This is a genomic window from Cytophagia bacterium CHB2 (assembly GCA_030263535.1).
GTDB lineage: Bacteria > Zhuqueibacterota > Zhuqueibacteria > Zhuqueibacterales > Zhuqueibacteraceae > Coneutiohabitans.
The window spans coordinates 1-14,191 of record SZPB01000005.1 but is presented as its reverse complement, the minus strand read 5'-3'; the positions used below and the strand labels follow the sequence as shown (position 1 = coordinate 14,191).

The following is a 14,191-nucleotide window of genomic DNA, read 5'->3' as shown; positions in this document are numbered from 1 at the left end:
GAAGAATGTTTCGAATTGCAAACGAGGCTGCCTGGGCGAAACTGAGTAATAAGGCATGAGTTTATAACCATGCTTTTATTGGAGAAAAATCATGGCCTTCACGCTGCAAACCTGGCAGGAAAAATTCAAAGCCAGTCTCGCCAATTGGAAACAGCGCATGCTGGCAAACGGCGTCGACTCGATTTATGCATTTTTGGCAAGCTCAGCATTGTTGCCGGTGGCGCAGGCGATTCGTGACGGTGATCGTGCCATGTTGCTGGCAATTGGCGGCGTGCTGGCCAGCGTGGGCGCGAATCTCATCGCCAACCGCATAGAAGCTTGGAAATCAGAAGCCGAAATCGCACGTGAGCTTGAAGCCGCGTTACCAGAAGAACCGGATTTGCGCGTCGAACTTGATACCATACTCGAAAAGCTTGACGCGCTGCCCCTTGCCCGGCAAGCGCTTGCCGAAAAGGAACGTGAGTGGTTCGCCCAAACTTTGCATGCTGAATTGCAACGCTTGGGAAACTGGCCCAGGTTCGAAGCCGTGCTCATCGGGCCGGGTGCGATCGCGCAGGGGCCGGGTGCGCGCGCGGTATATGCCCAAACCTATATTGAAACGCAAATCAATGCCGACCAGCCGGCTTTCGATTTGGCGCATCTGCGCGAGTCTTACCTCAATCGCCTTTTTGAAAGTGCCCGCCAGCTCTCCCTGGCCGGCGTCGATCCCAAAGTTGCCAACGATCCCGAAGCGCATCTCCATCTCGATGCCGTTTATACCGCTTTGCTTACGCTCACCCCGGAAGTGCATGAGCGCATGTTGCGCGGGGACTTAACGGAAAAAGAAACGCGACGCCAATCCGCGCTGGAGTTATTGAACCGTCACCCGCGCCTCGTACTGTTGGGCGATCCTGGCAGCGGCAAAAGCACGTTCGTCAATTTCATTGCTCTGTGTCTGGCTGGCGAAGCCTTGCGCCGCGCCGAAGCTGGTCTCACGTTGCTTACCGCGCCTTTGCCTGACGAGGAGAAGGATGAACCAATAGAGACGAAGAAGAAAAGCAAGCCGCAGGCTTGGGATCACGGTGCGCTGTTGCCGGTGCGCGTGATTCTGCGCGATTTCGCGGCGCGGGGGTTGCCCTCAGCCGGCGCCAAAGCCAATGCCAGTCATCTTTGGCAATTTCTCGCAGCAGAGCTGGAAACCGCTTGTCTCGCAGACTATACCGCTGCTTTGAAAAACGAACTGCTGCAAACGGGTGGTTTGATCTTACTTGACGGCCTCGACGAGGTGCCTGAGGCCGAGCAACGCCGAGGACAAATCAAAGACGCCATCTCGGATTTTGCGGCAACTTTCAAAAATTGTCGCTTCCTCTTAACCAGCCGCACCTATGCCTACCAAAAGCAGGAATGGCGACTACCCGGATTCACGGAAGCTGTGCTCGCGTCTTTCACCCCGGCACAAATTCGCCGCTTCGTCGAACGCTGGTACGACCACATCGGCGCATTGCGTGGTTGGCATGCCGAAAAAGCGCAAGGCAACGCCGAACTGCTCAAACGCGCCATCTTTAAAAATGATCGCCTGCAGGCACTGGCCGAGCGTCCGCTCTTGTTGACTTTGATGGCAAGCTTGCACGCTTGGCGCAGCGGCACGCTGCCTGAGAAGCGCGAAGAACTTTATGCCGACACTGTCGATCTGCTTCTGGAAAAATGGGAAAGCCCGAAAATCGTGCGCAATGAGAAGGGCGATCCCAAAATTCTGCAACCCAGCCTGGCGGAATGGCTGCGCGTGGACCGGCAGAAAATGCGCGACCTGCTCAATGAACTTGCCTATCAAGCGCATGCTGCACAACCCGAATTGGTGGGCACGGCCGACGTGCCGGAGGAAAAACTCGTAGCCGGATTGTTGCATTTGAGCAACAATCCGGAGGTCAAACAAAAGCTGCTGATGGAATATCTCCGCGATCGTACCGGGTTGTTGTTGCCACGTGGCAGCGGTGTGCATACGTTTCCGCACCGCACGTTCCAAGAATACCTGGCCGCGTGTTATTTGACGGACCATGATTTTCCCGACTTGCTGGCGCAGTTGGTGAAAAACGATCCCAACCGCTGGCGCGAAGCCACGCTGTTGGCCGGGGCCAAAGCCAGTCGAGGCGCGGCCTCGACCATTTGGTCATTGGTGGACGCGCTGTGCTACGATCTGCCCAACGCGGCCAGTACCGGCAAAGAGTTTTGGGGCGCGCATCTGGCTGGACAGGCTTTGGCAGAGATTGCCGATCTCACGCGCGTGAGCAAACGTAATCAGGCCAAGGTGCAACGCGTGCAGCAATGGCTCATCTCCATTCTAAAACACACAGATTTTCCCGCCGTCGAGCGCAGCCACGCCGGCAACAGCCTCGCCCGTCTCGGCGACCCTCGCTTTCGCGCTGATGCCTGGTTTTTGCCTGATGAACCTCTGCTCGGCTTTGTTGAAATTTCTGCAGGTGAATTTCTCATGGGCAGTGACAAGAAAAAAGATAAAGATGCTTTTGACGATGAATACCCGCAGCACAAAGTCACGCTGCCGGCTTTTTATATCGCGCGCTATCCGGTCACGGTCGCACAATTTCAAGCTTTTGTCGAAGACAACAAGCATCAACCGAAAGACCCGAGGTGTCTATCCGGCTTGCCCAATCATCCCGTGGTCTATGTGACCTGGCATGAGGCCATGGCGTATTGCGATTGGCTCACCGAAAAGCTGCGCACCTGGCCCGAAACGCCATCGCCGCTGACAACGCTCTTGCAAAAACAAAACGGCCGTATTATCTTGCCTAGCGAAGCTGAGTGGGAAAAGGCTGCCCGTGGAACGAAAGGATTGATTTATCCTTGGGGCGATAAACCGAATCCCAACGTGGCAAACTATAATGTTACCGGCATCGGCGCCACCAGTTCGGTGGGTTGCTTTCCTGCCGGTGTCAGCCCGTCTGACTGCTGGGATATGAGCGGGAACGTTTGGGAATGGACGCGTAGTTTATGGGAGAAATATCCCTACCCGAATGAGAAAGGTGGACGCCAGAAACGTGAGCGACTTAATGCTCCTGATGATGTCGCCCGCGTGGTGCGCGGCGGCGCGTTCCACTACAATCGTCGGAGCGTGCGCTGCGCCGCCCGCAGCGGGCACTATCCGTACTACTGGCACTTCAACTTCGGGTTTCGTGTGGCGGCGCTCCTATTACTCTGATCTCTGTAAACTCTGATTTCTGAAACTCTGGATACCTGTACTCTGGGGGGATTCCAAAGGGGGCGCGCCCCCTTTTGGCAAATTTTTTTTGAAAAATGAGACCCTGCACCGCCCGGGCACTTTTTTCAAACAGAGATTGGTGTTTATGGGCATGAGCAATCGTAAAAACTGAGCGCCCGGGCGGTTGTTTGATATTATCATTGAGGAGATCGAATGGCTTATCAAGAGATGCCCATCTTCACCCGCACCTTCGATTTTTTGACGTGGTTGCTGCCTGCGACCAACAAATTCCCGCGCGCACACCGCCACAGCGCCACCAAGCGCTTGTTGGATGCCGCGTTCGATTTGCGCGAGCGTTTGGACGAGGCAAATGCGCGCATGGAAAAACAAGCGCGGCTGGAGCGCCTGGCGCGCGCAGATGAGGCGCTTTCGCGCGTGCGCCTGTATTTGCGTTTGTGTGTGAAGTGGGGATGGCTGACCGCCGGACAGTATCAGCATGTCGCGGAAATGGTTACAGAGATCGGCCGTTTGCTTGGCGGGTGGAACAAAACGACGAAAGGCGAAAAAAAGACGAAAGAAGCAGAACAAGGGGAAGGAAAGAGTAGGTGAAGGGGGCTAAGAGGCAAATGGCAAATAAGGGCTTGGGCTTGGTTGCTCTTACTCATGCTCCACTCATACTCTTACTCGTTTTCAGAAACAACGGCGAGCGAGAGTATGAGAAAGAGTATGTAAGAGCGCGGAGTTTATGGCGGCTTGCCATTTGCCCCTTGCCATATGCAGGGCGGGGCCGGTTCACCGCGCCCGCGTGGTGCGCGGCGGCGCGTTCAACAACAATCATCGGAACGTGCGCTGCGCCTACCGCAACAGGAACAATCCGAACAACTGGAACAACAACATCGGGTTTCGTGTGGCGGCGCTCACATTTTTCACCGTCAGAATTGCGGTGCGTCTCGCTGCGGCGGGATTCACGGCCGAGACGAAAAATGGCGGAGCCGGTTCCGGGCCGCGTCGCCGTCAAAACGGCGCCGGGCAAATAACAACCGCCCCGTTCTCTCGTTCGCACAGGCGAAAACAGAACGGGGCAATTTTTTCGTGGCTCCCACCATTTTGTGAAAGCGTCCCCAATGTTCAAGCAACTAACTTCCTGGGATAACCTGCTGCTGGCCTCTAAAAAAGCGAGTAAAGGCAAGCGCGGCCAGGCGAATGTAGCCTCATTTGAATATTTGTTGGAAGAAAACCTGTTATGCTTGCAGGATGAATTGCTGTCACAGGCATATCGTCCGGGAAAATACGAGAACTTTTTCATTCACGAGCCGAAACGCCGGTTGATCAGCGCTGCGCCCTTCCGTGACCGGGTGGTTCATCACGCGCTTTGTAATGTTATTGAGCCGATCTTCGAACGCAGCTTCATTTATGATTCTTATGCCAATCGCGTCGGCAAAGGTACGCATCGCGCCCTCGACCGCTGCCAGGAGTTCGCGCGACGCTTCAAATATGTTTTGCCGTGCGATGTCTGCCAGTTCTTTCCGAGCATCGACTACGCCATTCTGCGCGGCTCGATTGCCCGGAAAATTCATGATGCGAACGTGCTCTGGCTGATCGACCTTATTCTCGCCAGCGGCGAAGGAGTTTTGCGCGACGCCTATGACATGATTTATTTTGCCGGTGACGATTTGTTTGCCGTCGATCGTCCGCGCGGCCTGCCGATAGGTAATCTCACCAGCCAATTTTGGGCAAATGTTTATCTCAACTCTTTCGATCACTTTGTCAAGCGTGAGTTGCGTTGCACGGGTTATTTGCGATTTGTCGATGATATTTTGTTTTTTGATAATAACAAAGAGACTTTGTGGAAATGGAAAGACCTGAGTCAGCAACGTTTGGACCAGCGGCGGCTAACAATGCACGCGGGCGCACATCCGCGTCCCGTGCATGAGGGCGTTTCATTCTTGGGTTTTATTGTCTTCCCGCAGCATCGCCGCTTGAAACGGCGCCGGGGGATTCATTTTCATCGCAACCTGCGTAGCCTATTTGCGCAGCATGATTCCGGTCAAATTCCGCTGGCAAGGATCACCGCCAGTGTGCAGGGCTGGGTAAACCACGTGCGTTACGCCAACACCATTGGCCTACGAAGCAAGATTTTGTCGAATGGAGCATGAATGGAACGCAACCTCCTCGAGAACTATCCCGTCATCATCGAAATTCCCGTTGCCTGGGGCGAGATGGACGCTTTTCAACATGTGAACAATATCGTCTATTTTCGCTATTTCGAATGCGGCCGCATGGCTTATTTCGAGCGCATTGGTTTTAACGAAATCATGGCAAAAACCGGCGTCGGCCCGATTCTCGCACACACGCAATGCCGCTATCGCAAAGCCTTGACCTATCCGGACACCGTGACGGTGGGCACGCGCATTTCTGAAATCAAAGAAGATCGTTTTACCATGGAAATTTGCCTGGTGAGCCGCAAACTGCAAAAAGTCTCCGCTGAAGGCACGGCAGAGTTGGTGGCGTTCGACTATCGCGAAAACCGCAAGACGCTGTTGCCGGAGGAGATTCGAAAAAAAATCGAAGCGCTGGAGGGGAGGAGGTTTTAGTGAATTTTGACAGTCAAGATCGGTAATTCCGGCTTGCTCGGCCACGGCATCCACTATGGTCAAGCCACGGCCAAGCCGTGGCTGAACCTTATCGAACTTGAATGTCAGAACTCATATGATCTTTTCGCGAATGCCGCAGTATTGATTCAAAACTCGAAACGCCACTTACCCCCGGGACTTCAGTCGTGGCGTTTCGAGATGTGTTTATGGGTCACCCAACAACGCAACCGTGGCGTTGCGATCACGAAGATTCCCTGCGAAGTTGCTGGCGCAATGTAAGTGAAATCACTTGGAGATTCAATCACACGAACGTTGTATTTTTGACCGAGGGGGGAAAGAGGAGGGGCACTTGGCTGCTTTTGAAAAGCATAGTTGGGGCGCCTGAAGGCGCAACTACAAACAAAAAGCGTGACGACAACCCTCACTTCTGCAAATACTTCAACACCGCTTCGGTGCGGTTATGCACGTGCAGCTTCTCGTAAATTTTATGCAGGTGGGTACGCACGGTTTCGACGCTGATGCCGAGAGTTGTTGCGATTTCTTTATACAAAAATCCCTTGGCGAGATAGCTCAGAATTTCCTGCTCGCGCCTGGAGAGATGTTCCATTTCCTTTGCGGGCGCTCGCATCTGTTGAAAGATTTGCACAACTCTGCGCGCGATTTGGCTGGACATGGGTGAGCCGCCGTTGTGCAGGTCTTGAATGGCCTCCAACAGCTTGGCAGGTTGCGTCTTTTTCAGAATATATCCGCTGGCGCCGGCCATCAGGGAATCAAAGATTTTGTCGTCGTCTTCGTAAATCGTGAGCATCATGATCTGCAATTCGGGAAAATCCGACTTGAGGCGGCGAATGCACTCGATGCCGGACATGCCCGGCAGCTCGATATCCATCAAGACGACATCCGCCTCCTGAGCCGCTAACTCCTCCAAAGCGGCTTCAGCGCTGCTGCACTTGGCCACGCAGCGAAAACCCTCAGAGCCGTTGATGAGATAGGCCAGGCCGTTGCGAATGTCGTCGATATCTTCGACGATGGCGACGTTGATGGGCATATGACTGTGCACAAATGACGATTCAGGCACAACTGTTTGCATCCGGGTGACTTCAAAAATAGAAAGATTGCGCTGCCGATCAATCACACGAAAGTAGTAGGGAGGTTGCCGCGCACGAGTCGCCGTGACGGCATTGGATTTGACCGAAATCAATTGATCTTCGCCCAAATCCTCACCTGCGTTCCTCCGTTCGGCTGTGATTGAATCGCGAATTCGCCGCCGATATCCACCATGCGCTTGCTCATGTTGCACAAGCCGTTGCCGCAGCCATTGACGGTCTCCGGTGCAAAGCCTCGTCCATTGTCCCGGATAAAAATTTCGAGCGTATGATCATGGGAGTTGAGCTGCAGCTCGGCTTCCGTTGCCCTGGCATGCTTGACCACGTTGTGAATCGCCTCTTTCACCACCAAAAAAACATGGCGGCGGAACTCCGCAGAAATCGGATGGCCGGGCACGGCCTCCGGAAAATGCAGGCGATAGTTTATCGCCGCCAGCTCGAAGCAATCTGCCGCGCATTTGCGCAGATATGCCGCCAGATTGTCGAGCGAGTTGTTCTTCGGATTGATCGCCCAGATAATCTCGCTCATGCTGTCGATGGTGGCGCGCGCGGTGGCGGAGATCTTCTGCAAGTCGGTGCGCAGTTTTTGGGGATTGGCCAAATTTTGCTGCGCCAACTCGCCGAGAATGGCGATTTTGGTCAAGTTCGCGCCCAACTCATCGTGCATGTCTTTGGAGATGCGCTCGCGTTCGCGGCTTAAGGCCTGCTGGCGCTCGATCGCTTCCAAACGCCGTTGGAATTTCCGCACCGAAATATATTTCGCTGCGCCGGCAGCCGCGGCTAGGGCGCTTGCGCCCGTTAATATTTTGAACCACCACGTCATCCAAAACGGCGGCACAATGGTGAGGGTGAGCGCCGCGCCCGCCTCATTCCACACGCCGTCGTGATTTGTGCCTTTGACACGAAAGGTATAGTCGCCGGGATTGAGGTTGGTGTAACGCGCAAAGCGGCGGTCGCCGCAATACACCCAATCTTTGTCAAAGCCCTCCAGCATATAGGCGTATTGATTATGCTCCGGATGCGTATAATCCAATGCGGCAAACTCGAAGGAGAAGACGTTCTCCTCATAATCGAGTTTGAGCTTGGTGGCATTGGCGATATCAATGTCGAGCTTCACCGGCAGATCGAATTTTTTGAAATCCGTCAACACGATCGGCGGCAGGAACGAGCTGTCTTTCACCGAATCCGGATGAAAAATATTGACGCCATTGATGCCGCCGAAAAACATTTCGCCGGTTCGTTTGCTGCGATGATACGCGCCGGTGTTGAACTCGCGTGATTGCAGGCCGTCCTTCAAGGCGTAGTTGCGGAATTTTCCGGAGACGGGATCAAGTTTCGAAATGCCACCATTGGTACTCAACCAGAGATTGCCATTATCATCGCCCAGAATGCCGTAAATAAAGGTGTTGGGTAGCCCCTCTTTTTCATGATAGCGCGTAAACGTTTTTCTCTCGGGATCGAGCTTGTTTAAACCATCGGTTGTGCCAATCCAAAGATTGCCGTCGCGATCTTCAAAAATGCTTTTGATGTAGTCGTTGCTCAGACTGTTCGGGTTCGCAGGCTCGTGAAAATAGTGTGTGAAGTTTTGGCTGGCGCGATTGAATTTGTTCAAGCCGCGTTGCGTGCCGGCCCACGTAATGCCCTGCCGGTCTTGATAAACAACGGTCACGGGTATGCTGCTCAAGCTGGCGGGATCATCCGGTTGATGCTCGTAGGTGATGGTTTGCAGGGTTTGCTTGTCATACATGCTCAAGGCATTGCCGCCGACCCAAATCTTGCCCTCTTGATCCTGGCAGATCGCATCAGCAGTATGTCGGGGCAGGGCCAGGCGCCGGCCTTCGTCGTTGTGCGGATTTGCAAAGGTTTCATGTTCACGATCGAAGCGATTCAAGCCCTGGCTTCCCAACCACAGGATTCCTTCACGATCTTCATAAATTGCTACGACGTCGGTCGCGTTTAGCGTCCGTGGATCGGTGGGATCATGTGAATAACGGGTGATTTCTCCGCTGCGGCGATTGACGCGGTTGACGCCGGAGCTGATCATGCCGATCCACAAATCGCCTTCGTGATCTTCCCAGATTGCTTTCGGCAGGCCCAGGCTGAGGCTGTTGCGATTACCCAACTCATGTTTGAGATGCGCGAATTTGGGCGGGCGCGGATCGAGTTTGCTCAAGCCGCTGCCATCGGTGGCAAACCACATCAAGCCGGAACGGTCGCGATTGATTCTGATGCAATTGCCAAAACTGATGTTGGCAGGATTTTTCGGATCGTAGCGGAAGCGCGAAAGCCTGCCGGTGGCGCGATCATACCGGCTCACACCGCCGCGGTTGGCCAGCCACAATGCGCCGGTAACGTCTTCACAAATCGCCACGACTTCATCATCCAACAGCGAGTTGGAATCGCGAGGGTCATGTTGAAAATGATGTGTGACCTGCTCATTGTTGCGATCAAAAATCATCAACCCACTGCGCGCGGTGCCCAGCCAAAAAGTGCCTCGGCTGTCTTCGTGAAGCGCCATTACGCCATCGTCCGTCTTGCGCAGACCAAAATCATAACGCCTGAAAGAACCGGCGGCGCGATCAAACTTGTGCAATATCCACCCGGCAATAATCCAGAGTGTGCCCGCGCGATCTTCATAAATGCGCCGGACATAGGGATGGCTCAGGCTCTGCGGATTTTGCGGATCGTGCCGGTAACGAGCGAATGTCTCCGTTTCGGGATTGAAGGAATTTAAACCATCAAAGGTGCCGATCCAAAGCACGCCGTTGGCGTCAAGACAAAGATTTGATATATGATCACCCGAAAGACTGGAGGAATCGGCAGGATTATTCCGATAGCGCGTGAACGTGCCGCTCTTGCGGTCGAATTTGTTGAGTCCTGCTTCAACCGTACCGAACCACAGCATCCCCTCCCGATCTTCTGCGATTGCCGACACGTTGTTGTGCGAGAGACTATTGCTGTTGCCGGGATCGTGCTTGTAATGCTTAAAGCTGTAGCCATCGTAACGGTTCAGTCCGTCTGCGGTGCCGAACCAGAGGAAGCCTTGGCGATCTTGAAAAATGGCGCCGACCGAGCATTGCGATAAGCCCAGCTCGACCGAAACATGCTCGAATTTGAACTCACGCGGTTGCGCCGGCGCATCCGCAGTTGGCAAGGTGGAAAGCATGCCAATGCCCGCCATCAGCGCTTTTGCCGCGCCATTTCGAAATGATTCTGCAAACATGGAAATTCACCGCCAAAGCCGTTTCACATCCATCGATGATTTTGGAGCTTGAGAAGACCCTGTTAGGTGCTGCTTGCACTGTGAGATTATACCGGCAAGCGACGGGCGATGGCGAAGAGGATTTTAACAAGAAGTCAAGGTTGTTTCTCCACAAATAGCGAAACCGCCCGGTCGTGGCGTGAAGTAATCTCACAAATGGCCTATTGCTATGTATGAACAGTTTTCTTATACTTATGCAGCGCTGAATTGAGGAGGAAAGACATGGCGGGTGAAAAAAGAAGAGCCGCACAATTCATGGGCAAGAACGCCATCGTAGCGGTGATCGGCCAACGCTTCAAGCTTTCCAAGACAAAGAAAAACCTGTCGAAACGTATCTACAAAGAGACGGACGCATAATTTATATCGGCAGCAATGGCCGTACACACATCTTTGAGGGTGAAAAGCATCTCATGAGTTTTAGAACAACCAAGCAAACGCGCGAACGAAAAGTGAAAAAGGGCTTTTGGCAAAAACTGCCGTAAAAATTTTATCAAAATTTGAGAGTTGATCATGAAACTGCAAAGGCAAAAAGAAATTGCGGACGTTCTGCTCTTCGATGTGGAAGTATCCGAGTCCGAGCTTGAGCTTTATCAGCAATGCTTGGAATTCGTGATGGCGCATGTCTCTCCCAAGCGCCTGGAGGAGGATTTCGGCGCTTACCCGGACGAGATCGAAGGCATGCTCCAGGATATTCAGGACATTCTGCAACAGCCTGGTGTGCACGAGAAATCGGGCTCTGCGGCTGCGCTGGAAACAGCGCGTTAAACTGGGCTTGACAGCCGTCATGAATTTAATTTTCGATCCCACATCACCAACGCCAGCAAGATCGCCATGGTCACGCCGGATAAGCCCGGCACCGCCCAGCCGAGATAGCCGAATGACTCCATCACATCGATCGCGAACGCCGACAGGATGGGTCCGAACAGCGAAGCATAGCCGTAGAGCATCGAAAAGCGCGCATTGGCGATGGGTAATTTGTCCGCTGGTGTGCGATCTCCGAGAATTTTTAAACTGACAGGATAAGTGCCGCCCACGCCCACGCCAATGCCGACGAACGCCACGGTCGCCCAGATTTTTTCTCCGGCAAGAACTCTCTGGCTTAGCACCCCGGCAGCAATACAGCAGAGAATTCCAAATATGCCGATGCCAGTCAACGTTTTGCGTGCGCCAAATTTATCCGCAAGCCAGCCGCAAAGTGGTTGGCTGAACACCATACCCAAAGCAGTGAATCCGACAATATTCATGGCCTCACTGCGCGTTAAGCCAAGGCGCTGGCCCTCGACTGGATAGGTGCCGGCAATGGCCATGTCGAGCGCGCCGAACACGATTGCGCCGAACAGGCTGAGCCATAAGCTCCGCCACGCAAGAGGAGAAGCAGGAACATCTGAATTTTGTGACGCAACGTGAGGAGAGGGTTTTCCAATCGCCCCGCGCATGCCCCACCAGGCAATCGGCGCAATGAAAAGAGCAGCCGCTGCAACCAGGCCGAAACACCATAATCCGATACGATCATAAGCCCAGTCACTAAAGAACACTCCTGAGGAAAAGCCGACGGCAAGCGACGAGCCGTAAGCTGCCATCACCCGGCCGCGAATCGCCGCGGCGACGCCGCGCAAAAGCGCCACCTCGGCGGCGATGAACGTCATGTTTGCCGCCGCGCCCAACTCAAATCTCACCAAGAAAAGCAGCGGTTCATAGTAGGCGAGTGCGAGTCCAAGCCCAGCAAACCCGAGCGCCTGGCCAAGCAATCCAATAAAGTTGATCCGTTGCGAGCCGACGCGTTCCACCAGTTTGCCCACCGCGGGACTGAATACTGCAATTGCCACCGCAAGCATGGCAGAAACGCCGCCGGTAAAATATTCATTGAATCCGCGCGTTTCCAGCAGGGAGGACACCAACGGCGCAACCGCGCCGAAACTCGTGCCAACCAGCAGCATCGAGGCAATCAGCGCAATGACGGCGCCGGGCCGCAGCGTTGAATTTTTGATGGATGAAGAGTCGGGTTGCGTTTCGATTGTTGAGGTGTCGGCCATAAATTTTTTTGAGTGACCGTTCCGCCGGCAGGTCGCTCCGCCGCGTGTTGCAATCTCACGGAGATGAATTGATTTTTGAACTCAGGGATCAGCAATAAAAAGTCAGCATACGCACGCGGTGATCAGGTTCGTTGCTGGTTTGAATGTAGTGACGGAAATGCCCGGGCGCAAGCCCGACCTTGCTTTCGAGAACACAAATCAGTACTTTTGTCCGAACCAAAAAAACGTTGTTTACTCCCTGAATTTTGCATTGTGCCTGTGGATGAATCCACAGGCCAAGATGTGAAAGTCGCATGAATGCGCCTCTCACCGTTGGGCGACATCCGCCTTCAGACGGATTACAAAACTTAGCCTGCGATTTCAATCGCAGGCGGAGGTGGGCGCAAAACGCGCGCAAAATTCAGATACTCGTTGAATTGCTGATGTGCTCATGAGCCACCTACGTTATTTTACCGCCGGTGAATCGCACGGCCAGGCGCTTGTCGGTATATTGGAAGGTTTGCCAGCCGGTTTGGAAATCGATGAAGCTTATCTCGCGCAGCAGCTTCATCGCCGGCAGCAGGGTTATGGCCGGGGCGGCCGCATGCGCATCGAGCAGGATTACGCACAAATCCTCAGCGGTGTGCGCTTCGGCAAAACCTTGGGAACGCCGCTGGCGCTGCACATCGAGAATCGCGATTGGCAGAATTGGCAAACCAAGATGTCGGTCACGCCCGTCACCAGCCAAATTCCGCCGGTCGAAATTCCCCGGCCCGGGCATGCTGACCTTGCCGGCGGCGTCAAATATCAAACCGATGATTTGCGCAATGTGCTGGAGCGCGCCAGCGCGCGTGAAACCGCGATGCGCGTGGCGCTCGGCGCGGCGGCGCGAAAATTCCTCGAAGCCTTTGATATTCGGATCATCAGTCATGTTGTGCAGATTCAACAAGCGCAGAGCCGTTATTCTTTTATGAATATCGGCAAGATTGATTTTGATGTGCCGCTGACGGAAATCGCCTCTCGCACGGAAGCGTCATCGGTGCGCTGCCTCGATGGCGAGGCTGAGAAACAAATGATTGCGCTTATCGATCAAGCCAAAAGAAACCGCGATACGGTAGGCGGCATTTTCGAAGTTGCCGCGCTCAATCTGCCGGTGGGACTCGGCAGTCATGTGCAGTGGGATCGCCGGCTGGACGCGCGTTTGGCCGCAGCCATGATGAGCATTCCGGCAATCAAGGGCGTCGAAATCGGCAATGGCTTTGATGCGGGGCGAAACTGGGGCAGCGCGGTTCACGATCAAATTTACTATTCGGACGAACGCGGTTATTTTAGGGCGTCAAACAATGCCGGCGGTTTGGAAGGCGGCATCACCAACGGCGAGCCGCTGGTGGTGCGCGTCGCAAAGAAGCCGATTTCAACCTTGATGCGGCCGCTGGATTCAGTTAACATTCATACCAAAGAACCAGCAGAAGCGCATATCGAACGCTCGGATGTTTGCGCCGTGCCGGCTGCCGCCGTCATCGGCGAAGCAATGCTGGCGCTGGTGCTCGCGGATGCAATGCTTGAAAAGTTCGGCGGCGACTCGATGCAGGAAATTCACGAACGATGGACAGCTTGGTTACGTCAAAACCGATAAATCACGTTTTTTTGGTTGGCTTCATGGGAAGCGGCAAAAGCACGATTGGACGCTTGCTGGCGTTGCAGCTTGGTTGGCGCTTCATCGACTTGGATGAAGAAATTGTGCGGCACGAACGCATGCCGATCGAGCAAATTTTTGCGGAGCGCGGTGAGCCTTATTTTCGCGGAGTGGAGGTGAGGTTGTTGCAAAACCTGCTCGCGCATCACAAAACCGTGATTGCGCTAGGCGGCGGTACGCCGGCGCAAGAAAGCGCCTGGCCGGTTCTGGCGCAGGGTCTGGTGATTTATTTGCGCTGCCATCCCGACGAATTGTTTCGCCGCTTGAAGGATGAAGTCAACCGCCCGATGCTGAGCCGTGTGCCACCGGCAGAACGCCCGCTCTTCAT

12 protein-coding genes are annotated in these 14,191 nt (G+C 54.2%); 9 read left to right on the top strand and 3 right to left on the bottom strand.

Annotated features, from left to right (window positions below; genetic code table 11):
* Positions 1–91: 91 nt before the first annotated feature.
* From FBQ85_01295 to FBQ85_01270, 6 genes are all read left to right on the top strand, one after another.
* Positions 92–3,193: an NACHT domain-containing protein gene (locus FBQ85_01295; GenBank protein ID MDL1873800.1), complete on the top strand. Its 3,102-nt coding sequence runs from the start codon at positions 92–94 to the stop codon at positions 3,191–3,193.
* A gap of 213 nt (positions 3,194–3,406) precedes the next feature.
* Entirely contained in the window at positions 3,407–3,802 is a 396-nt protein-coding gene (avd, locus tag FBQ85_01290; protein MDL1873799.1) for a diversity-generating retroelement protein Avd, read from the top strand.
* 136 nt (positions 3,803–3,938) lie between these two features.
* Positions 3,939–4,346 carry a hypothetical protein gene (locus FBQ85_01285; GenBank protein MDL1873798.1) on the top strand — a complete coding sequence of 136 codons (408 nt, stop codon included), beginning with the start codon at positions 3,939–3,941 and terminating at the stop codon, positions 4,344–4,346.
* Positions 4,318–5,349: an RNA-dependent DNA polymerase gene (locus FBQ85_01280; protein MDL1873797.1), complete on the top strand. Its 1,032-nt coding sequence runs from the start codon at positions 4,318–4,320 to the stop codon at positions 5,347–5,349. Before FBQ85_01285 ends, FBQ85_01280 begins: the two co-directional genes overlap by 29 nt.
* A complete protein-coding gene (locus tag FBQ85_01275) occupies positions 5,350–5,787 on the top strand; it encodes an acyl-CoA thioesterase (protein ID MDL1873796.1) in 438 nt (145 codons plus the stop codon).
* A gap of 6 nt (positions 5,788–5,793) precedes the next feature.
* Entirely contained in the window at positions 5,794–6,066 is a 273-nt protein-coding gene (locus tag FBQ85_01270) for a hypothetical protein (GenBank protein ID MDL1873795.1), read from the top strand.
* A 142-nt stretch (positions 6,067–6,208) separates the two neighbouring features.
* Here FBQ85_01270 and FBQ85_01265 read toward each other — a convergent pair whose 3' ends face one another.
* Complete coding sequence (locus FBQ85_01265) at positions 6,209–6,835, bottom strand: response regulator transcription factor (GenBank protein ID MDL1873794.1); 627 nt, start codon at positions 6,833–6,835, stop codon at positions 6,209–6,211.
* Positions 6,836–6,984: 149 nt separating this feature from the next.
* Entirely contained in the window at positions 6,985–10,116 is a 3,132-nt protein-coding gene (locus tag FBQ85_01260; GenBank protein MDL1873793.1) for a hypothetical protein, read from the bottom strand.
* A gap of 549 nt (positions 10,117–10,665) precedes the next feature.
* On the opposite strand from FBQ85_01260, the gene FBQ85_01255 reads away from it, so the two are divergent.
* On the top strand, positions 10,666–10,920 hold the full coding sequence (locus FBQ85_01255) for a hypothetical protein (protein MDL1873792.1): 255 nt from the start codon (positions 10,666–10,668) through the stop codon (positions 10,918–10,920).
* Between the two features lie 17 nt (positions 10,921–10,937).
* Here the strand turns inward: FBQ85_01255 and FBQ85_01250 are convergent, their stop codons facing one another.
* Positions 10,938–12,188: an MFS transporter gene (locus FBQ85_01250; GenBank protein MDL1873791.1), complete on the bottom strand. Its 1,251-nt coding sequence runs from the start codon at positions 12,186–12,188 to the stop codon at positions 10,938–10,940.
* Between the two features lie 430 nt (positions 12,189–12,618).
* Between FBQ85_01250 and aroC the strand changes: the two genes are divergently transcribed.
* Positions 12,619–13,803, top strand: a complete 1,185-nt coding sequence (gene aroC / locus FBQ85_01245) for a chorismate synthase (protein ID MDL1873790.1) — start codon at positions 12,619–12,621, stop codon at positions 13,801–13,803.
* Positions 13,773–14,191, top strand: a 419-nt coding sequence (locus tag FBQ85_01240) for a shikimate kinase (GenBank protein MDL1873789.1), incomplete at its 3' end; no start/stop codon positions are given. The genes aroC and FBQ85_01240, both read left to right, overlap by 31 nt.

Excerpts from the sequence above, each read along its gene's own strand:
- FBQ85_01295 (MDL1873800.1), top strand. The coding sequence starts at position 92 with ATGGCCTTCACGCTGCAAACCTGGCAGGAAAAATTCAAAGCCAGTCTC.
- avd (MDL1873799.1), top strand. The coding sequence starts at position 3,407 with ATGGCTTATCAAGAGATGCCCATCTTCACCCGCACCTTCGATTTTTTG.
- FBQ85_01285 (MDL1873798.1), top strand. The coding sequence starts at position 3,939 with ATGGCGGCTTGCCATTTGCCCCTTGCCATATGCAGGGCGGGGCCGGTT.
- FBQ85_01280 (MDL1873797.1), top strand. The coding sequence starts at position 4,318 with ATGTTCAAGCAACTAACTTCCTGGGATAACCTGCTGCTGGCCTCTAAA.
- FBQ85_01275 (MDL1873796.1), top strand. The coding sequence starts at position 5,350 with ATGGAACGCAACCTCCTCGAGAACTATCCCGTCATCATCGAAATTCCC.
- FBQ85_01265 (MDL1873794.1), bottom strand. The coding sequence starts at position 6,835 with ATGCCCATCAACGTCGCCATCGTCGAAGATATCGACGACATTCGCAAC.
- FBQ85_01260 (MDL1873793.1), bottom strand. The coding sequence starts at position 10,116 with ATGTTTGCAGAATCATTTCGAAATGGCGCGGCAAAAGCGCTGATGGCG.
- FBQ85_01255 (MDL1873792.1), top strand. The coding sequence starts at position 10,666 with ATGAAACTGCAAAGGCAAAAAGAAATTGCGGACGTTCTGCTCTTCGAT.
- FBQ85_01250 (MDL1873791.1), bottom strand. The coding sequence starts at position 12,188 with ATGGCCGACACCTCAACAATCGAAACGCAACCCGACTCTTCATCCATC.
- aroC (MDL1873790.1), top strand. The coding sequence starts at position 12,619 with ATGAGCCACCTACGTTATTTTACCGCCGGTGAATCGCACGGCCAGGCG.